General features: G+C 50.4%; 8 protein-coding genes and 11 pseudogenes. 9 read left to right on the top strand and 10 right to left on the bottom strand.

All coding sequences use genetic code 11. The features are described from left to right. Nucleotides 1–17 precede the first annotated feature (17 nt). The 3 genes and pseudogenes from OSC37_RS11100 to OSC37_RS11085 form a co-directional block, all read left to right on the top strand. A pseudogene (locus OSC37_RS11100) lies at nt 18–836 on the top strand (IS5 family transposase). Between the two features lie 571 nt (nt 837–1,407). Then, nucleotides 1,408–2,625, top strand: a complete 1,218-nt coding sequence (locus OSC37_RS11095) for a sulfatase-like hydrolase/transferase (RefSeq protein WP_267161527.1) — start codon at nt 1,408–1,410, stop codon at nt 2,623–2,625. A gap of 199 nt (nt 2,626–2,824) precedes the next feature. Further along, nucleotides 2,825–3,758, top strand: a pseudogene (locus OSC37_RS11085) (ISH6 family transposase); the annotation flags it as partial. Nucleotides 3,759–4,170: 412 nt separating this feature from the next. Here the strand turns inward: OSC37_RS11085 and OSC37_RS11080 are convergent. The 4 genes and pseudogenes from OSC37_RS11080 to OSC37_RS11065 form a co-directional block, all read right to left on the bottom strand. Continuing rightward, nucleotides 4,171–4,381 (bottom strand): annotated as a pseudogene (locus OSC37_RS11080) (IS5/IS1182 family transposase); the annotation flags it as partial. Between the two features lie 1,055 nt (nt 4,382–5,436). After that, on the bottom strand, nt 5,437–6,183 hold the full coding sequence (locus OSC37_RS11075) for an alkaline phosphatase family protein (RefSeq protein WP_267161526.1): 747 nt from the start codon (nt 6,181–6,183) through the stop codon (nt 5,437–5,439). 11 nt (nt 6,184–6,194) lie between these two features. Beyond that, nucleotides 6,195–7,499 carry an IS4 family transposase gene (locus OSC37_RS11070; RefSeq protein WP_267161525.1) on the bottom strand — a complete coding sequence of 435 codons (1,305 nt, stop codon included), beginning with the start codon at nt 7,497–7,499 and terminating at the stop codon, nt 6,195–6,197. 94 nt (nt 7,500–7,593) lie between these two features. Next, nucleotides 7,594–8,589, bottom strand: a pseudogene (locus OSC37_RS11065) (ISH6 family transposase); the annotation flags it as partial. 115 nt (nt 8,590–8,704) lie between these two features. Between OSC37_RS11065 and OSC37_RS11060 the strand changes: the two are divergent. Further along, nucleotides 8,705–9,292 (top strand): annotated as a pseudogene (locus tag OSC37_RS11060) (IS1595 family transposase); the annotation flags it as partial. A 250-nt stretch (nt 9,293–9,542) separates the two neighbouring features. Here the strand turns inward: OSC37_RS11060 and OSC37_RS11055 are convergent. From OSC37_RS11055 to OSC37_RS11045, 3 genes and pseudogenes are all read right to left on the bottom strand, one after another. Next, a pseudogene (locus tag OSC37_RS11055) lies at nt 9,543–10,562 on the bottom strand (transposase); the annotation flags it as partial. Between the two features lie 216 nt (nt 10,563–10,778). Further along, entirely contained in the window at nt 10,779–11,924 is a 1,146-nt protein-coding gene (locus OSC37_RS11050; protein ID WP_267161524.1) for an ISH3 family transposase, read from the bottom strand. Between the two features lie 81 nt (nt 11,925–12,005). Beyond that, nucleotides 12,006–12,563 (bottom strand): annotated as a pseudogene (locus OSC37_RS11045) (ISNCY-like element ISHwa15 family transposase); the annotation flags it as partial. A gap of 82 nt (nt 12,564–12,645) precedes the next feature. Here OSC37_RS11045 and OSC37_RS11040 point away from each other — a divergent pair. Beyond that, nucleotides 12,646–12,777, top strand: a pseudogene (locus OSC37_RS11040) (IS1595 family transposase); the annotation flags it as partial. A gap of 16 nt (nt 12,778–12,793) precedes the next feature. Here the strand turns inward: OSC37_RS11040 and OSC37_RS11035 are convergent. Further along, nucleotides 12,794–14,329, bottom strand: a complete 1,536-nt coding sequence (locus OSC37_RS11035) for a hypothetical protein (RefSeq protein ID WP_267161523.1) — start codon at nt 14,327–14,329, stop codon at nt 12,794–12,796. 375 nt (nt 14,330–14,704) lie between these two features. Here OSC37_RS11035 and OSC37_RS11030 point away from each other — a divergent pair. From OSC37_RS11030 to OSC37_RS11020, 3 genes and pseudogenes are all read left to right on the top strand, one after another. Continuing rightward, nucleotides 14,705–14,833 (top strand): annotated as a pseudogene (locus OSC37_RS11030) (IS1595 family transposase); the annotation flags it as partial. Between the two features lie 469 nt (nt 14,834–15,302). Beyond that, a complete protein-coding gene (locus OSC37_RS11025; protein WP_267161522.1) occupies nt 15,303–17,165 on the top strand; it encodes an asparagine synthase-related protein in 1,863 nt (620 codons plus the stop codon). Between the two features lie 308 nt (nt 17,166–17,473). Continuing rightward, nucleotides 17,474–17,824, top strand: coding sequence for a winged helix-turn-helix domain-containing protein (locus OSC37_RS11020; protein ID WP_267161521.1), 351 nt, complete (start codon nt 17,474–17,476; stop codon nt 17,822–17,824). Nucleotides 17,825–17,992: 168 nt separating this feature from the next. On the opposite strand, the pseudogene OSC37_RS11015 reads toward OSC37_RS11020, so the two are convergent. Then, nucleotides 17,993–18,265: pseudogene (locus OSC37_RS11015) on the bottom strand (zinc ribbon domain-containing protein); the annotation flags it as partial. On the opposite strand from OSC37_RS11015, the pseudogene OSC37_RS18995 reads away from it, so the two are divergent. Then, nucleotides 18,264–19,170, top strand: a pseudogene (locus tag OSC37_RS18995) (RNA-guided endonuclease InsQ/TnpB family protein); the annotation flags it as partial. The pseudogenes OSC37_RS11015 and OSC37_RS18995 sit on opposite strands and share 2 nt — an antisense overlap. Before the next feature lie 56 nt (nt 19,171–19,226). Here OSC37_RS18995 and OSC37_RS11005 read toward each other — a convergent pair. After that, nucleotides 19,227–21,170: a hypothetical protein gene (locus tag OSC37_RS11005; protein WP_267161520.1), complete on the bottom strand. Its 1,944-nt coding sequence runs from the start codon at nt 21,168–21,170 to the stop codon at nt 19,227–19,229. Between the last annotated feature and the right edge of the window lie 320 nt (nt 21,171–21,490).

The following is a 21,490-nucleotide window of genomic DNA, read 5'->3' as shown; positions in this document are numbered from 1 at the left end:
GTACGCCGTCTGGCGATATGGGGCGTCTCAAGACCCTTGCACAGACGTTTCGAGACTTTGCCACGAACCACGTAGAGAAACCAGATGTACCCGCCGCGCCGGACGGCGCGGACGGGTACGCTAAGTCAACGAAAATCGCGCTCCTTCTGCTCAAAGAGGAGATTAACAAGCCGCTCCGGCAACTCGAAGACTGTCTCAACGAGATGCCGGAGATCCTTGATGTGTCTGGTCGTGAGAAATCTCCTGATTACTCGTCTTTCAGCGTGTGGGACGGTGAATTTCCGATGCAAGAGTTACGCCGCCTGCTCCGCCGGTCAGCGGAGTAGGCGGGACTCTCGGGAACTGCGTCAGTTGATGCCAGCGGCTTCCAACGAGATCAGGCAAGTACACACTACCGCAACCGTGTCGGCTACTCGTTCAATGCGATGAAAACGAAGTTGCTCGTTGATACGGAGTCTCTTGCCATTATGGACGCACATTTCACGACGAAGAAAGCCTATGACGGGCATATTGGACTGCAGGCCTTTCGCCGCAACGCCGAAGACCTGCAGGCCTTGCTGGCCGACAAAATGTACTCCTGGAGTGATCTCCGTGAAGCCTGTCGTGATGCCTCGACGCGACCAGTGATCGAACACTTCGAGCAAAACGCACTCAAAAAAGCCCACAACACCAGAATCAACGACGAGGTCTACAACCAGCGATCGATGAGCGAGACCGTGTTTGCGATGCTGAAGGATAACGGTGACGAGATCCGCTCCCGGAGCTGGCGTGGCCAGTTCCGGGAGCTCACGCGAAAGTATATCGTGCATAACCTCGCGCAGGCGGCGAGCTCCTAACTCGCCGCCTGCCCTCCTTCTCTGGACGTATTCGAGAGAGGCATCGCCATCGTCCATCTCATACTTCGTGCAGTATCTTGTGAAACTGATGTTTTGATTATTGCACAAGTCGGGTAAAATCGTATCGTCCGATCTCAAGATCTGCTGCTAGAGCGTTGTTATCGGTGGGATATTGAATGTCATAAATATAATATTTCCGCGGTCTTGCGTTCAACAGAGCATGTCCACATGTTTGAATAGCTCCTTGACCGAAGATGATTCTGCAGGGACGTGGCGCTCATGCTCCAGTTGCCACTCCCTGTTTCGACTTCCCTCAGATTTACTGTAGAACTCGGTAGAATTGCTTGTTGACACTAATCATGTCAAGTTTTTTATGTCACCCACTCATGCCAAAGTTAATACAATGCACTTTGCTACCGATTCCATGGACTCAACTGGATTGTGGCGATTTCAGTTGGGAAGTATCGAGGTTTGGTTTGACCAAAGGCGGGCCCTACGGCCCACCTTAGTTCTCTTGCCACCCTATAGATAGTAAAATCTATTTGTCTAGTCTGTATTTAAGCATATAGAGATGTCCTGCTATTCAGATTCGCCCTTATCGTCAATATCAATAGAAGAGATTGAAAATGTATACATCTTTGTTAGTGATGCTCTTAGATGGGACTCTGTTCCAAACTCAATCAAAAAACGCGGCATATATTTTAAAACTGTCGCGAGCGGGTTATCAACACCACAAGCAATGCCATCAATTGCTACAGGACAGTATCCATCTAAACACGGAATTACTTGGTTCAATCAAGCACTATCACCAAATACGAAAACAATTTTTGATTTTAAATCATTGACTACAGGATTTAATGACAATAAACTCAGACGGCCACTGAATGATGTGCTTGGAGGGCCAGCAAATAAGGAAATTTCTGAATTATCATCTCCCTTTGTCTGTCTTGAATTGGACCACGGTGGACACGCCCCATTTCCAGCGTTACCTGAGGCAACTCCTCGGGAAACGATGCAGGCAACAGACGGAAATTCGGAAACACTCAAAGAATGGTATGCGGAAGGAGTTCAAGAAAGCGTAAAGCGCTTTGAAAGACGGTTGGAATTATTGGAAGAGCGTGAGTTAGAGGAAGAAACTTTAGTGATCTTTACTAGCGACCACGGAGAGCTCTTGGGAGAACATAATGGCTTTGCAGGCCATGGATATCCACCCTGTCCAGAACTTGCATATGTTCCGACGGTTTTAATTCATCCAGATCTTCCTAAGGGCGAAGAAAGACAAAAACTTATTCGTCATACAGATATATTCCCGACAGTATCAGATGTTGCAGGTGAATCGATCAATTCTAGTCAAATTCATGGCAGATCATTGTTTAGCGAGATTCCAGATAATCGATTAGGGTATTCCCATTGCACGGTTCACCCACCAGATAAATGGCATGATTCTATACTTGACCCCCTCTACAGTGCACCTAGTATTTGGGATAAACAAGGAGGATATGTTTTCGGAGAATCGAATGTTATAAAAAGATTATTATTGTGTATTTATGATTCTACAAAGTCAGGATATACCTCATCATTTAATAAGAATAAGAATATCCTATCAACCCTAATAGATATATGTCCGATGTATATTCAGAGTGAAGGTAAATTCGGTTCTTCAGTCACATCTAAGCAGAGTGCTAAGGAATATTATTTGGAGGTATCTAAGGAATCGGAATCTAATACTATCAACAATAAATTATCTGAAGATACTCTTGAACACTTAGAATCTCTAGGATACAAATGATAGGCAGATCACAAATAGTAGTGTTCAAATAAGCTAATTCCATTCGAAGCTGAATGATTTGAGCCGATCGTCAGTTGTGTCTGCATTGGCGTTGCTAAAACAGTTTGGTCGCGTCGGAGAATCGTTCAGAACCGTCTTGGCAGTCTCTGAAACAAAGTCGTAGTTGACTCCTTGAAGGAATGGGGACTGGTTGTTGAACATGAGCGAGTCCCCAATTGAGATTTCGGTCACGATACACTTCGTTCTGACAATTGATCCAACCGAACAGTACCCGCTCGCCGCTTTCGCGGAGTTTCTCACCGAGCAGCATCTTGAATCGACGCTGCTCGAACCGATAATCGAGAGCCTCAACGACGTACTCGTTGAGGCATACTGTGGCGAAAAACACGCACAGGGAAACGGAGCCAACCGATTCCAACGCTTGACGACGAAGACTCGCACGGCGGTTACTACCGCCGGCGAGCACGAATTTTCCCTTGGCTACGTGGAAGACACTACGGCAACTGACGACGGGAACGCTCATTTCCATCCCATCGAACAATTCGTCGATTTCAACGGAAAGAAGCGATATCAGCAGGATATCGCTGCTCGAACAGTCTATCTTGCGACCGCACTCTCTTACCGTGACGCAGCCTCACATGTCGAGGACCTCGAAAGGACGCCCTTGAAGGACACCATCCGCGACCGCGTAACCGAGTGCGGCTGGAAACAAACTCCGTGAGTTTCCAGCCGCATTGGGGGGGAGTGAAGAGGAAACGGTCATTCCTGATAGAATCAACTGCTACAGTCAAGACGAGGACCGTGAGTGCCACGACGTACGGGTAACGCTCGCAGAAGATACCGAAGCAGCGTCACGATCAGTGCTTGATGTCTCGGTGAACACTCCCTGGAGCGAAACCGCAGATACTCTGGAAACTGCTGAGGCGATCACTGACGACTTTCGCGTCGTCAGTGGCGCCGAAAACAGCCTTTTTAAGTCCTTTCAGACAGACACAAGGGATCACCAACTCGATTTGTCTCACGTTCCGCGTACACTTGGCTACAAGCTGTGGGACGACGGCGCGCTCCCATTGGAGGATCGTAAAGAGATCATTTCGGAGGTCGCTGGAGAGTTGTTCCACCTGAACTCTGCTTGGCAGCTTTTCCATGACAGATCAGACACAACGGTCAAGACCAAGTCTCTGAACGCAATTTTCGCCAGGTGTTGAATCAAGAACTACCCAGGTTGCTGGAACTATTGATGGGAATTTGAAAAATATCGCTTAGTCGTTTTTTCTACGCAGAACAGATTAATATATCTATAATCTCCGGAAATAATCGACAAGTCTGAAACGATAGTGAGTTGATCTGCCTTGTTGAACGCAAGACTACGTCGGGATAGGGTCGATTATTCATAGCCCCACAGAGTTAGAGGCGAATTCTTGACCTCAGAAGATGCAGTGGCTGTCACTCACGGCGGTTGCTAAAGGATTACAACTATCGTATCTTGCTCCGTTGTTCCGGTGACGACGGCGATACATCTCCCGGATACGTCCGGAAAAGGGGGAGCAGACGGCGGAGTTCACGCATCCAGTACTTTCTGTTCCCACCGGCAGAAAGAACTGTAGTGCGGTGACTCATCGAGTTCGAACACGGCGAGAATTCCGGGCATTTCGTTGAGGTAGCCTTCAGTCTCGCGGAGGCTTTTCTCCAGTTCGACACGATACAGAATCAAGGCGATCTGCACCCATTTGGCGTACCCGTCCGCGCCTTCCAGTGCGGCGGGTACGTCAGGATCAGCTACGTGCTGCTTGGCAAGGTTTCAACACATCTGTGCGAACCGTCTGAGCGATATCATATCGCCAGACGGCGTCCAATTCCCGGTTAGTCTGACGGAATATCTCTGTGAGAGTGTCTGAAGACGCCGTTAGTTGGCGGCAAAACAAGGCGATTACCTTTCGACCGACTGTTTTGTGACGGTCGGGAGCGAGCCACTTGGTCCCGACATCGTCGGGGAGTAACCGCTCCTCGAGCGTCTGACATACTGTGAGCAATTCACCCCTTTAGGTGTATCACACCGTCCGGCGAACGTCGTAGTTTGCTACAAACCCCGTCACTCGTACCCGAACCACCGACCACCGTCTAAGAACCATGTCGACGACACACACTCACCGACATAACGAATCTTGACGTTCAACACACCGATAGCGATTGGCACGCCTGTGTCTGACTGAAGCCCGAACAGGGCGACCGACTTCAGGAAATATGGCTCACCGACGCTGTCACAACGCACATTCAGACCGTAGCCAGGCGATAGTCGCCCTGTTGTATGACCCGGCTTACGTGCCGGTGAGGTGTGTGCTCCTAACCATCGTGACTTAGACGCAGACTGGTACCTCCCGGGCCGGATTCAGAAAGGCTTGCGGCCGGCACCGTCCGCCTACCCCGGCAATACCTTCGCCACCACTGGAAAGACACGAATTCCCTGTTTCTCACCCGCTTGAGCGACTGCTTAACCACTCGGCCGCTCTACTGCCTCGTCGAAAAGCTCATGACTGAGTCCAATACCCGGCCACAGGGCACCGGCGGCGGTGTCGGCAAATCCGACAACATCACGCCTTACACCTTCTAGCATTCGGGCCTATCGGATTATCCAGGCCGACAGTGGGCGCCTCAAGGACGTGCAACTTTGGTAACGTAATGCGAGTCGACGGACTACCGACCCAATATACCGTCACTTCGTTCCGAGGCGGCACCTCATATTTACCTTTCGGAAATCAAGAAAATATTCGTCACCTCCTACGGGTCCTCCAAACGAAGTCAACCTCCCCGCTATCCGAGGTAGCCCAGGGCTTCGAGTGTACCCTCGGCGGGCATGGACTCTCGTTCACCTTCTCCCGATAACTCGGGTTCGTAAGTTTGGTCGTCGGTCGCCGAAGTTTCCACCCATGGTACTTGGCGGACATCAGGGGCGATCATACCGGGCAGGTGGGAATTCCGAGCCGGGTAAAGGCAGAAGGCCCAACCGTGATCGGCGGTGATAATCACGTTCTCTCGGTCAACGTTCTTTAATAAGAGCGATACCTCTTCTAGGCCCCACCTGAGATTGTCAAGGTATGCTTCAAATGATCGTGAATTTCGGGGGACCTCAGTGAATTCAATCTCCCCGTTGGTCATACGAGCGATGAACGGGGGATGGGGAGGCATGTAGTGTGCGATAATCCGCTGCGGAGGATCATCGTCCCGATCCAGACCAATTACGTGGTCAGTAACGGATCGCGGGGAAGGATACAGTGTAGGCTCGTAGTTATTAGATTCATCGTAGAGCAAATTGAACGTATGGAAATCATTTGTATTGACTATTGATGTCGTCTTGTACCGTTGCAGCCGATTGTGGTATTTATTTGATGTATCTCCCTTTAATGGATGCTCCTCGAAATTGCCCATAAAAACCAACCAGGCCTGTGGGTTTGAACTGACATATGCGGTTTTTGAAATTTCATCACGGTAACCCTGGTTGAATGTATTGACTACCCATTCGCTGGAATGTGCTCCGACTGACCATCTGGATTCAACCATTCGTATTCGCTTTAGGCCTCAGCAGCGGTGAGATCTCTACACACCTCCTCTAACAGCGTTTTTCGGCCAGGAGCAGGTTGTTTGGCTTCCTGATACAGGAGTTCTGGAATGTTTGGCGGTGGAAATCCGTAGAGATCAGCCAGTTCCATCAAGATCAGCTGGGCGTACGACCGGAACGTCGTCGCCCAGCGTTCCGTCGGGAAAGTGACGTTCTCATCCTGTTCTTCTGCGTGATCCACCATAATTCGGAGGATAGCCCTGCTGACCACCAGCGTCAGCAGGGCCGCCGTAATCTGAATCCTCACGATGTGTTCCTTCGACGTATCGAACTCTTCCAGAGAGTACCGCGACTTTAGTTCGCGGAACAACAGTTCAACTTCCCATCTTGCCCGATACAACGTCGCTATTTGTGACGCAGAGAATTCCTTACGTGGGAGATTCGTCATGTAGAGGTGGTACTCGTCGGTGTCCTCATTGCGGACGCCGACGACACGGAACTCTTTGCTGTCTGTTGAGCGCTGCTCGTCGTATTCACGGCGCTTGAATCCAACGACAACGTCGACATCGATGTACTGGCGGTGCAGGTCTCCGACCACGTCGAAGACCTGCGAGCCTTCGATATCAAGGGAATTACCGCGTAGCGTCTGTGGTGCGGCGGTAATGAGCGGATTAGCACTCTTCTTTAGGCGACTCACGAAGAAGCCGTCGTTTTCGTCAATCAGGGCGAAGCGGCGGTACTTGAAGAAGCCGAGATCAAGCAGGAAGAGGCGGCCACGAAGCCATGATCCCGTTTTGAACAACGTACTCTCGTGGGTTGTTTCGTCGGTGATCTTCTCGGAGATCACCGACTGATCAGTGACGTTGTGGACGAGATAGAGCATGACGCCGGAAGCGTCATCGTGTGTTGCCTCGAATTCAGAGAGAAGTTGCTGTAATCGAAAAATCGTGGCATCAGCCGCGATTACGTCTCTGAAGCGGTCGAACTCTGGAGAGACGTGGTGAGGGACAGCAACGTGGTCAAGTGCGTGTTCGAGAAGTTGTGAGAGGAGTTGTTCGAAGTTCTCGGTAAAGCGGTCGTAGAAACTGGAAGCTGCGATGGACTGGTTAGTGGCGGCGTTGTAGGCACGGCGGTAATCAGCGATGGAGCGGGTTTCGCCACCGACGGCGAAACCTACAGCAAGCGTCCATACCAGCATCTTGATGTCGATGTCACGATCTCGCTCGACGACTCCGCACTCGCGTGCGCAGTCGTCGATGAACTCCGATGGGAACACCGAAGTCAGTAGCGTCCGAACAGCGTCTGGGGAGAGTTTCATTCAACTCAACCAACCTCCCCATCTCATCCTGCGGTCATAATCTCGGCGATTAGCCCGCAGTCACGTGGTTATCTCGCTTATCCGAATACAGATGCTCGATACGCTCGGTGGTTCGGGCGATCCGCTGGCGGATCGCCGCGAACTCCTCGTTGGGGTGGTGCTTTGCAACGGAGTTTTTCAGATGGAACACCTCGTCAATCACCTCCGAGACGATGTCGTTGCGCTGCTCCAGCGAGAAAACACCGTCATCCCAGAGATTGTAGTCCAGCGTTCTGCCGACGTGGACGAGGTCAAGCTGGTGAACGCGATTTTCGTCAGTAAAGGCCGTGACAATACCGCTTTCACCGTCACTGACGACCGCAGCGTCGTCAGTGACTGCATCTATCTCGTTGAGGTCGGAAGCAGTCTCATCCCAGTCACCATTTACCGAGAGATCGAGCAGGGAGCGTGAGTTGTCAGCAGTATCTTCGCCCAGCGTGGCCTGAACAGAGTGGTACGTACGATCGTCGTCTTGGCTGTGACACTTCGTTCCGTCAGGGATGACGGCGTCAGCTTCAGTGTTGGAGACACGCTCAGGGAGGAACTGCTTGAGTTTGCTGCCGTACTCCCTAACACGACGATTGATGGTGGTCGGCGACGGCATCCTCTCGAAGATGCCGTCGCCGTGATCAGCGGTATCACGATAGCTGAGTGAGGTAGCGAGATCAGCACTCTTGGCGGCGATATCTTGTTGGTAGCGATTCTGTCCGTCGAAGTCGAGAACGCCTTCGACAGGACGAAAGTAGCTGCGTTCGTCGTGGTCAGCGGCGGTATCTTCGACGTAGTGTAGATCAAATTCGTGTTCACCGGCAGTTGTGACAGCGGTGCGGGTATCAGTGCCAGCTCGTTGGTAGCGCTGGTCACCGTTGCCGTGGGCGTGTTTTTCGCCACAGAGCGCCTCGACGCGAGCGGCGTCGAGGCTCTCGACCATCGATTCGAGCAGCACTGATTCGATATTCTGCTCGGAGACGAACTCGGCGAGAGCGGCCAGCGGTATTGTTTTGTTCTCGTCGATACTCAGTTCGAACCGCACGTTGAGTTCAGCGTGCATGGGTTGCCTCGTGGGTTGGACACCAGAGGCCACCCTTTCCGCAAGGATGTCAGTTGCTACTGAACTCTAGACCGCTTTGCGACGGGACCAATTTGTTAGCGGGCAACGATGGCGCGCGTTTCGGCACAGCAGCTATCGAGTGTTTCAACGGTATCGCTGTAAGAATTGCGACTGTGCGTTCAACGACAAGACCGGCACGGTCTTCGGACACTCGGAGATACCGCTTAGGAGATGGTATTTTGCCGTCTACACCTACATCCCGCTGAACACGGGCATCCGACAACTGGGCGCAGGACTTGCCGTTACCTATAAGACGGTCTACCGGCGCGTGCAGCGATTCTTGTGGTCGCTGGACGCGCCTCGGCCACAACTCAAAGGCCCAGTGAAGATCGACGAACTGTACCTCTCTGCAGGAGAGAAGGGCCGCGAGCGCGACCAAGAGCCGCGCTTGCGTGGCCTGTCCACGTGCGGCCGTGGAACGTTTCAGGAGGACAAGCCACCGGTGTTTGTTGTTACTGACCGTAGCACTGGAGAAACCTACGTTCACCCGGCGAAAGCCGCCGATGAATCGACCATTCGACTCCTGCTGTCGAACCGCCAGCAGGAGTCGGTAACGGTCTACACTGACGGCTTTCGAGCGTACGAACCACTTGACGACCACGACTCTTTCGAACGGGAGTACGTCGTCCACGGCGAGAGAGAATAGGCTGCCGAAGACGTGCATGTCAACACGTGCGAGAGCCACGCGTCGCTGTAGTCAGGTGTTCGGAATGTGCATCAACAATTGATGAGCAGCGGTGGATTTCGGTAACAGGCGAGAAAGATATTATCAATCTGCGGTCTATTCAGCCAAACAACGAACTGATCTGTCGATATCGCCCGATATCTCGGCGAAAATAGCCAGACTGCGTAGAGATATCTCTCACGAGTGGGCGTTCCGCCCGGCGGAACGTCTACGTCACAGGCATCTCCTTACGCACGATATTCAGGAACGTTCGTGCAGGCACGCGCGGCTTCAACCGCTGTTCAATGTCGAGACTGATCTGTACCAGTAAGTCAACAACCAACCACATATCGTAGAGAATCACCGCAAAGCCGAAGTAAAACACTCTCACAGCCGTGTTTCGTGATGTAGTCCATGCCAGGAAGTCTTTGATCGACTTGTAGCTGTTCTCAATGCCCCACCTGCGGGCGTACCGGCCCATGAGGTGGCGGGTACGCCCGCGTGCTGTCTTCGTTCTATCGCACACCTGCAAGTTCGTCACGAACACCACCGTCGTATCTTCTTTCCGGGTCGAGGGAACCCCGACCAGGGTCGGGGTAACCGTCACAAATTGGCCCCCACTCCCCTTCTCCATCTCGTGAGATTGTTTGACTGCTACTTCGTGATCCATGTCGGCGACAAACCGATCAACGCGGTCGTCCGATGACTTCCGGATCCGGTAGGAGAGGCGCTTCTCTTCGAGTGCAGCAATCACGCCGATGCCGTCGAATTCGGCATCGGCATACACCGTCCCAAGTGAGACGTGGTCACCTGCCATGTCGAGGAGTTGCTCGACAAGAACTCTCCGAGGGATGTAGCCGCGAAGCGGCCGCATCCCGAGTGTAAATTTTACTTCCTCACCAACGACTGAGATCGTCGCCATCTTGTAACACCACGAGTAGGATTTGCTCGGTGGAGCACCGGTACTCATCTGGAACTCATCGCGGTCACCGTAGTATGCAACGTAGGTGATGTCGATCGCCACGTCGGCGTGGCGATCTATCGAATAGTACTGTTCGGCAGCCCACATCATGCTGCCAATCGCGCCGTTGACCATCGACGCGATCTCCATCGCGTCGAGTTGCTTGATGTACTCCAGATGCGTATCGCCAGCAGGCCCACCAGACTCACGGGTCGTTTCTTCGTCGAACATCTGACTGCCTTGGTTGGCAGCTGTGCCGGTTAACCCGAGATAGCTCTGGAGATCGAGGAACGCAGTATCAGTCGATCACATCAAAGAGCTCACTACCCTGTCCAGTAGCCGCTGAATAGTTGTCTTCGATACTTGGATAGAGTTCGAACGGAGTGAACCGGTAAGTTCTGTTCTTGGCGGCCGGAGTTTGATGCTTACCAGTCGCTGTCGGCGGCGGATCGCCGCCGACGCGACAGCGTTGCCACTCACGACCGCTGTCCTCATTTGGGGCAGCTACCGGAAGAACCGGTCGTCAAGCGGTTGGTTCGCTGGGACAGCTCTGCGGACGCCAAGTGCTGTCCAGGCTGCCCGGAGTACCATCTCACAGAACTCTCTGAACGGCCATTTCCAGAGGCGGCGCCCCCCGCGGCGGGGCGCCGCCACGTATTGCCAGTGGAGATACCGCCAGCTGTTCTGGAGCAGCAAGCTCACGATAAACATCACCAGTCGCAGACCAGCGTCCTGCGAACTAGTGAACGCGAGACTCTGTTTGGCTAATCGATAGCTCGATTCGATGCCGAAACGTTTGCTGTAGTGCTCTCGTGCATCTCGTGGCGTGTCGATGAACGGCGCGTCAGCGGCGTAGCCGTGGCGCGCCACCCCGTGTTCGTCGTACCGTCCTTGTTGGTAGACACAGTCGATGAACACAGGGAACGTTACCTTGCCGGCGAGATCGTGTTCGATCTCGCGGCTCCAGCCTCTGTTGAGTTCCTCCTGGATCGCCTCGCCCCACTTGACAATCGGCATGACGTAGGCGTAGTTGTGCGCGTACAGCAAGCTGAGACAGGTGCTGTTGTAAAATCCGCGGTCAAGGTAGACGGCCTTGACGGCCAGGTCAAGGCCGTCGAGAAGTTCGAGAAACTCTGCGAGGACATCGCTAGTCGTCTCACCGTCAACCAGCTGACGAACTGCCAGTGTGTAGCGCTTGTTGCGCACCCGCGCGTAGAGCGTGGCATAGGCGTGAAACGCGGTGGTTCCTCGTTTCGCCTGTGAGAAGTACAGAGCCTCTGTCTCGTCTTCGTCACCGTAGTAGGGATCGAGGTGGAGGTCGACGACGACCTCCACCGGCCGATCCGGCAATGTCTCAAGCGCATCTCGTTGTAAGAGCATGTCTCCAACTGCCTCGACAGTATCTAGGTCGAACTGATCGGTGAGATATCCTCGGACGGTATTGGCATGCGGCGAGTCGTCTGTCGTTTCGCAGACGTGATTGATCGAGGTCCCGCCGGCGCTGGCGCCGGCGAGGACCTCATACAATGTCTCCGTAGAAACCTTAACGTCTTCTCCGAGATCTACCGCAAGTTCCTTCTCAAGACTGTTGACGACAAAATTAAGCAGGTGCTCTTCCTCTATCTTGTTGTCTGCTTGTGGTTGTTGCACATCTTCCTCAAGCAGACGCTTCCTCTAACTCGATGTGATCGACTGAGTATCGGCATACTGCGTTCCGTCATCGGGGCGGTCCAGATCAATCGCAGGAAAGACGATCTGACAGAGTGTATCCGTCACGTCCTTGGCTTTCTCGGTGACATAGCGACGTTCGGAACGCTTCGAACAGTCGCTCTTGTCGGTTGGTTTGAGTGCGCGCATTCCGAGCGGGTTGCCCGTGTCGTGGGCAACCGCGAGGACACGCTCTACGGACTGCGTAATGAACGATTTGAGGCGGCCAGAGAAGCGATCACGCCATGCACGGCCGAGGGTGGTTCGTCCTGGAGCGGTCTTGTCAGGAGCAAACTGGTCAGGATCGACGCCGAGCGTGCCCGCACGCTCGGCGTCGGCAAGGAACTCATACAGTTCTGTGGTCGTGAATCCCGCAAGTTCCTTGCAATAGAACGCCCGCACCATCGGCTGATAGCCGTACTGTGCCTCCCATTCGTCAGCAGTTTCGTCACAAACGGGAGTCTCACTGAACTCAAATCCGCAGACAACAGTCAGCAGATCGGTGTCTTTGTGTATCAATTCGGCAGCTTGGCGTTCGAGCCGCCTGATGGCTGGCTCGAACTCAGATGTCTTCTGTGACATCCTCTCAACGCTGGTGACCAACTCCGGTTAGCAACCCGTCTCACGCACAAAACCCGTCGTTCCGAACTCTTGGCGCGACGCGTGGCTCTCGCCCCATTGAGGCGTCTCCAAAAACAAACTTACACCCTACCTCAGAGCGCTCTAACTTCGCAAGCGTGTCCGCCGCAAACCCGGCGATGAAGCACTCAAAATCATCCTCGAAACTGTGCTATAATCTCATCAACAATCTTCTACCCATGTGCGTATAAATCAAATTGGCCATTTGTGTAGGCATGGTCAACTTTGGGGTCACTATCAAGGTAGTTGAAATCCTCTTCGGAGAATCGGAACCCATTATAAAGTATTGGATCACGCATACGATCTATTTTAGTGACGGTAACATAGAAATCCTGGCTATAGTGTGCAGTTAGATTTTGGTCGGCAAAATGATCGGGGGAATTGGTCTCATTCACGCGGTACGAACGACCAAGAAGGGCGTCACCATATCGACTAGGAGAGGATCTGACAGTGACTAAAAGATCGGCTGATTCGGTGAGTTCAAACGTTGATTCAAACCCCTCCACATGTCCCTCTGAAACGTGTGGACTAGCTTGATAAATAAAAGGAGACATGTGCATTGTCATTACCGATAAGAGAAGGAAAAATATAAACAATATGGTCAATAGAAATTGGGATATTTTATTGAAATAAAATGGATTCACAAGATCATAAAGAGCAACTGAGCCTAATATACCTGCTATAGTCATAATGAATCCAAGATGGCGGAAGTATTGTGTTGAGAAAGCTATGTAACTTAGGAACAAGACAAACACCGGTCCAAACCCGATTGTAAGATATAGTAGGATTTTATTTTCCCTCCAAAATGGTTTTTTATTTCTTGAATTTAAAAATTTTATCGCATAAAACATCATCAGAGAACCAGTGAGGATACAATAAACAAGACTCACAAAGAATAATTTGAAAAACAATTCTACTAATGAAGCCCCTATTTTTTCAAGAGACAGACCGACTGATCCTACATCGCCTGTTGTACCCGTGTCAAACAATAGTGATATGACTAATCCTGAAATACTCTTCTCAAATGCTGGTTGTGTTGACGTCCACAACCAAAACAAAGATCCAAATATGATTGTTTGTGAATACAACGAAGTATTTACTGGCAGTTTGGTTAAACCAGATTGACTAGCAAGTAACTGAAAAAATGAGATCATAAGTAACATACTTAACACATTTGCTGCTTGCTGTGGGTGGAACATCAAAATTGAAACTGTACTAATTATAAGAAGCAAACTGTATTTAAAATTATTATTTTCACCATATAGAAATAGAATATAAAATATAACAGGAGTGAATAACAAGGCCAGCAATGAAGGGTATGGTAGAAAGAATACACCTGCTTGTGATACTTGATTTATCGGTAACAGAAGTAGCGTAGTAAAGAAGCCAATTGGTACAATTTTAGAATCCGATATTATCGAGCATATAACCATATATGAAAATACAATAAAAACTATAGAAAACACCGCTGGTGTAAGCATGAACCCCCATTCAATTCTCATTCCAGTGATTATAGAAAGGACAATAGATATAGAATGTAATCCAGGATATATTATATCAGAAAGGTTCATGTTATTTTCCAAAAGTTCTATTCCCTGACCTAGATATGTTAAGGAATCACCTGCGCCAAAATAATAATAGCCTCTGATAACTGGAAGCAAAGCTACTGTGAAAATGACGGCCCCTCCAAGCAACATACCAACGCTCATTGTATCTCTATTACTACTTATGAATACAACCGATACTGATATTATAATTGATACTGTTGTGCTAATCCAAAATATTATTGGTGTACCTGAATATATCGATAACTCGTAAGTGGGTGCGGGATTGAGATATGAACAGTACGTACCTACTCCGAGGGCTATGAACCCTGCGGACAGAATTAAACGATTAACAGAGCTTAGTGTTGGGGCCACTTTATATTTAATAAATCATGATAGGAGCATCAAAAGCATTTTGAATTTTAACGTTCCTTGTGAAGCAAGTTGTTAATGATCAACGATTTTCTGTAGCGGATTGTTGGTGAGTTGGAGCAGGAGCTGGAAGTCACGGCAGGCAAGGGTGGCGCGGGCGACACGTAGCTCTCGCCCCATCGAGGAGCCTCCAAAGACAAACTCACACCCTACCTCAGAGCGCTCCAACTTCGCAAACGTGTCCGCCGCAAACCCGGCGACAAAGCACTCAAAATCATCCTCGAAACTGCGCTATGATCTCAGCAACAATCCTCTACCCATGAGCGATGATCAAAACTGCAGGTAAAAGTGAAGAAGACAAGCCCGTCGCGAACTTAATCATCTTAAGCGTTACGAGATCATCAGCAAGAGGGTGAAGTATCCAGCAAGCATCCGTTTGGAAGATCGTTACAGAGGAGTCTGATGAAGTGAACTTCGACGTTCTGATCTGTTTTGAAATCGTACCCACAGTCGGCATATGCCTTGCGCGTGTTGTAGGACTTTGATTCTCCCACCACACTTGTTGCTCTTACGACACGATCCAGCTACGTATAGCCGTTAAACACGGCTCCTGAAGCAAACTACATTACAGGCGATGGCCTCTGTTCCAATCAACATAGGGCGGCTCAATATAGAATATTCGAAATACCGACCACCTCATCCTTATCTTAATACGACGTAACTGTTCTCCCGGTACATTTATCAACTCACAAAATCACTAACATTTATGGTCGGAATGCTTGGCTTTTTTGGCAAAAAAAATGGCGAGATAAGTTTTGATCAGGTATTGAAGGATCTCTGCTATACAGGTGACGAGGTCTTAGATACGTATCACGATGAACAGCTTAAAATTGGGCTTGCCCAACACCCAACGTTCTTTGAAGAACAACCAGTTGATTTGGAGGATGACTTAAAGCTTTGGGTCTGGGGAACCTCTTTCGGCTATTTCCAATCAGATAGTTATGTAAATAGAGCCCAAATTTCCGGTGACAGTTCTGGACTGGACTGCTTCAAGCAGGCGTATGATAGATATGGTTCCGATTTTATCCAGCATGTCAATGGAGATTATTGTGGTGTATTGTACGATAACTCCCAAAACAAAATCCAGTTATTTACTAACAGGTTAGCATCCAGACCAATATTTTATCTGAGTACGGACAGAGCAATTTACTTTTCGTCTAGCATACAACCACTGATAAGCATCAACGATGAGGAGGTGACTCTATCTGATGATTTCCTTGCGGAGTATCTTATTCTCCGCCGGGTGCTAGGCGAAAAAACACCCATAGATGAAATTTCCAAGGTTCCACCGGCTTCCTCCCTAACATACGATCCAACATCCGGAGTGAATATTTCGAATTATTGGATGCCAAAGTATGCGTATTCCGAGCAATCAAAAGACGAGCTATGTGAGAGATTCCTGGACATTCTTACTGATAATATGAATACTCTCGTAGGTTCGTATGATAAGCTGGGTGTACTATTAAGTGGAGGAAGCGACTCAAGGCTTATCGCATCGCTGATAGATGAACCAGAATTGTACCATATGACGTATTGGAAAGAAAGTACTGAAACACAAACAGCCAAAAAGATTGCAAGGCACCTAGACACTGAGCTGACTATTTTAGAAACAGATGAGGGATATTATGAGAGAGCTCTGGAAGAAAACCCAAAAATGATGGACTTCATGGGTTTATTTACTCAAGGTCACGCCTCTCTGTTTGATCAGGTTTATAAAGATGATGTAGATGTCATGATTACTGCACAGTTTATGGATACATTCTTTAAGGGATATGTGTATCCAGAAAAAAAAATTAAAATGCCACATTATTACGACTTACCGATTCCGTATTATAAAGGTCCCACTGAGATTGATGAAGTTGTGGACATACTAAAAAGCAAATCCAGCGGGGCTGAACAATATATAGATAAAACGATTGACCAGATTCTTAAAACGAATATCCATAATTACAAAGAAACAACTATGCTCCATGGAGTTGAATATTCTAATTTCGAAAACATGGTAAAAGCTATGAACTACTATCCATTAACCAATCAGATTGATCACTTTGCCTACTATAGTATGGTCCAGCGGACACCCTATATTAACCCCTTGATTGACTACAGATTAATTAACCTCCACTTGTGCATTCCACCCGAATACTCACTTCGCAATAATATCGTTCATCAAGCTGTAAGTCAGGTTGATCAAGAGTTGGCGTCAATTCCCCACCCGGCTACAAATGTGAGCCTAACCGCTTCGTGGTTAACCCAATATATTGGATATTTGTCTAGTTGGGCATATAGAGAGTACATTTTAACCAACGGTAGCAAAAACGATGCAGGTTGGACCTATGACATTGGTGACCTTCTCAGAAATTCAGAAACCGTGAACCAGTTACTAACAAATACAGCTGACATACAGCAATTAGGCATCGTTGATGAAGACGAACTTATTGAGTGCTACAATAACCATCGCTCTGGCGAAGATCACGCAAAGGCAATAGAAATTATAGTGACATTGTTGTCTATGAATGTTGACTTTGCAGCTCTTTCAACAGGAGACAATGAAATTACACAGAATACCTAAGAGGGTGCAACAGAATGGCTTCGGTGAATCATAGATGGAACTACGACAAACCGTCAGAACCAGGGATATGAACCGGGAAACCGCGGATGATCCATGTGCAAGAACTTTTCCTTCACTCGGAGAGTAGTGACGTTGGGAAAAATGCTGTTGGTAGCCGAGGCGAACCTGACGTTGTGACATTTGCACCGCCAGTATATGGAGCATCGCCGCGAACTGTTCCGGAGCCAAGCGGTTCGAGAAGTGGAGACTCTCATCACCACGGGCAAGTGTCCAACAAATTTAACACCACCGCAGACGTAACACACGATATGTCAAATAAGACACGAGCCGACAAAACGGAGATGGCGACAGTGCGCGACGAATATCCATCAGGGTTGCGTGTTCTCATGCAAAACGAGAGTGTCGGGTACATGATTGATGCGCTCATGGACATGCCTGGCATGCAGTTCAGCAAGTCTCTCCTGGCGGAGAAAGCAGGTGTCAGTCGCCAGTCCGTTCACACACACATCACGCTTCTCGTCAATCTTGGAGTCGTAAAAGAAGTAGATGAATCCGACCCAGTCGAATACATGCTTAACGACGACGATGAAATCGTTCGACTGCTCCATCGGCTCGAAGGAGTGGTGAACAGACGGCTCAATCCGAAAGCCGACGACTGAGATGAACGAGCTGGATCCCGTTGCCCGGATCGTCTGGAAGCTAGCTCGGAACCATACATGGGGGCAGCCAATGCCTGAGGAAGACGTGATCGCTATCACAACAAAAGGCGAAGACAGTGGTCAATCGCCTCGGGGTCAAGCCCCGAGGCTTGTCAGTGGACTCCCGTTCTACCCGAGTAACTCGGTAGGTCGAAACTGACCATTCGCGTTCAACGTCCCTGACTTGAGGGCCAATTGGCTCGTGGCCCGTTCAGCACCAGACTTGAGCCAGTGCTGAACAAGACGCCACCCGACGTTTCGAGCAGCGTTGTAATCTCTATGCAGTTGCTTTCCACACTTCAAACACTCAAACTCGTCACCATCACGGTTGTCCTCATGCGTGAACCCACACTCACCGTGGCTACACCGTTGGCTGGTGTAAGCAGGAGCCACGTCATCCACGTCGAACACGACCGTTTACAAAACGAACGCCATCACGTACTTTGATGGGTACTGTTCGCTGGCCGCCATGGTGGCAGTCGCGTCCATGCTGAATATGTCTATCCAGATGACTCAATTCAAGCCGAGTACATCGAAAGCGACGAGTGGACAAAACAGGGCGCAAAGCTCCGGTACGACCACCAGACTGATACCTACTACCTCCACGTTTCCGTGAAGCAGGAACGCGAAGAGTCGTCGGCAGAAGCCGAGAACCGAACAGTTCTCGGCGTAGACCGAAACGTGGACGGGTATCTTGCAGTTACCAGTACAGGCGCGTTCATCGGGAACGCCGACCTACTGAATCACAAGCGCCGCAAGTATGAACGCCGCCGCGCACGTCTTCAACAACGGGGAACACGAAGCGCACACCTCACCATCCAGTCCATCGGAGACACCTTCGCCAACTGGTCTGAAGACTTCTTACACCAAGCGTCGAAGGAGCTTGTGAACGAAGCTGTGTCGCAGGACTGTACGACTATTGTGTTCGAGGACTTGGGGGCATTCGGAACCGTGTTTCTGACGCTTCAAAGTTCCAGCAGTGGGCGTTCAACGAACTGAAACGCCAAGTCGAGTACAAGGCTAATGCGGAAGGGCTCACCGTTGAGACAGTTCATCCTCAATACACCAGCCAGCGGTGTTCCGAGACAGGATGTGGCTTCACGCACGAGGACAACCGCGACGGTGACGAATTCACGTGCCAGAAGTGCGGCAAAGAGCTACACGCGGATTACAACGCGGCGCAAAACATCGCACACAAATTCATCCAGAACCGGCGCAAGTCTGGTTCTGGAGGGGAAACCTATCACCTTGCCCTGAAGTCGGGAACAGTGAACGGGAACGGCGAATACTCGCCTTTCACAGCCTAGTGGATAGACTGGGAGTTCACCGACAAATCCCGCCGTTCACGGCGGGTGTAGGTGATCTATAACCATTGTTCAAGCGCTGGCTCATCATTCTTGAAGGGAAGGTCGGGTGATTCAATATCACGGGGCCAGCGCCAGGTCCGGTTCTTGACCTTTTTGATTCGTCCAGCAACATCATCGCTGGTGATCTCTTTTTTGTCGGCGTGTTCCCAGAGTGCACGTCCTGCCTCCCCGCTTTCCCCTGTCCCGGGCGCTTTGCGATTCGTCTGTGGCTTGTATACCTCATTCAGACAGGCTGAGATTACGTCGTCTTTGTGAAGGTCTGCTTCTTCGACAGTGATGGTCTTATTTTTGAGAAACGTCCCGAAGGCTGCCTTGTATCGCTTGCGCTTCCCCTCTTCATCCGGATAATCCCATCCCGGTTTGTAGTCGTCGCGCTCGAAATGTGTAAACTCGTTCATATCGAGTCGGTATCTAATTGTCGTTTCCTTGAGATAGGCAAGTTTTGTCGGCACGAACGGTGGGTGAATTTGTGTCTGCTCTTCGGGGACCGATCGTCCGGATGGGATAACGTCGGTGTCGTAGTTCCAACTGGCGACGGATTCATCGGCTGGGCCGTCGGCAATTGGCTCTTGTCGCCCCTCAACTCGTAGTTCGAGTTGTGCCGACGTACTCGGGTCTGAGTCGTCGTTTACGAGGAACCACCTTGACTCTGACGCAGCAGTTTGCGGTAGCACCGGCCGACCACCATTTTCGAGAGTTAACGCCCTCGATTGCGTGTACAACTGTGCACCAGTCTCGGTATGTTTTTTGACGGGATCGCGAAGAAGCTTTGCAACCGTTCTGGCTTTCGACCTGTCCTCGGTGAAAAAGTAGACTGGAACATCGTAGTATGCCGCCCGGGCTGCGTTAGTCAGTATATTTGCCGGTCGACTCGTACCTGAGCGCTCGACCTCGGCAAAATACGTGTCGTCGTCTTTCTGTAAGATTAGATCGGGAACTGACCCGGACGATTTTGTGTCCGGCCGAGAGACATCGAACCCGCGATGTTCGTAGTATTCGGCAACAGTATCCTCATCAAAACGGTGGGGTTCGTTCCCTTGTGTAGCGAAGATGTTCCCGGAATCAGACGCCGTCTCCGATGCAGCTGAAGCACCCCCGCTTTGTTCGGAGGAGGTGTTCTTCGGTGGCAGCTCCTTTGGTCGCCTAATCAGTGACGGCTGGTCAGCGTACCGGATTCGGTCCCATGGGGTATAATCGACGTAATAGGGAACGAACGCGACAAATGCGTCAAGAACCGCACTATCAACTGGGATTTTCGTATAGAAATCACGATAGCGATAGAGTGTTTCGAGTGTCTGGTCTGTATCGTGATAGCCGGCATAGAGTTTATGACACTCATATGTTCCTTGAAGGACGCGACGGGCACGCTGGGCTACCGCTTCGCCACGGTCCTGGCGCGGTTCGACAGTTGCGTCTGGACCGCTCCCTATGATACGGAAGAAATCGTGGCCGTCCAGGTCGAAATTCGAGCGTATCTTGCCGATTGCAGGGTCGTAGTAATCGCTCAGGTCTTTGTCTGGTCCCTCCTCGATAAACTGTACAAAGTCATCTTCAACTCCAATTCCGTACTCGGGTGGGTAGATCGCCAGTCGCTGCGAGAGCTCGTAATCGGCATTGTTACCGATCGAAACGATCGTCTGGAAGATATACGGAATATCGTCATTATTGAGATCGGTGATGAGCTCGGAAACGGGATGCGGGCGCTTTCGTTTCAGCGGATAGAGATCCGGATTTCTTCCGACCACGAGTCGGCACGTTGGACGAATTGCCTGCTCGACAGGCACAAAATCAACATCACAAATATTGTATCCAAGGTAATCCGACAGCGAACTTTCCTTGAACGCAGATTCAAGCGCGCCGGTCAGTGGGTCCCCCTCGTCGCGCTCGGCCGATGGTTTTGCATTGTAGTCCATTAATTCTGCCTGCTCAACGGACCCCATATCACCCTGGTCAACTTCTTGTGACAACATCGTCTTCGAGTCTGGCAACAGTATCCATTCTTGTTGGTTTTCTCCCGGCCACGAAAGAATTTCAAGTCGTGTGATGTTGTTATTGGCGCTTAAGACGGAGCGAACAATCTCACCAAGTGAAAGGACATCAGTGTGCTGTTCGCTATCGGCTTCTGCCTCTGGCAGTGTCAGTTGGATTCCCCCGCGCCGGGGCCATTTCGAGCCGATTCTGATCGGATTGTCACTCATTGGTTTCACCATCTCTTCCGTATGCAAGCCTCTCTTCAGGGACTGAATCCCAGCGTTTCAAG

This window comes from Halovenus salina, assembly GCF_026410925.1.
GTDB lineage: Archaea > Halobacteriota > Halobacteria > Halobacteriales > Haloarculaceae > Halovenus > Halovenus salina.
The sequence above is the reverse complement of the archived record's forward strand: the minus strand, read 5'-3'. Positions and strand labels throughout refer to the sequence as shown.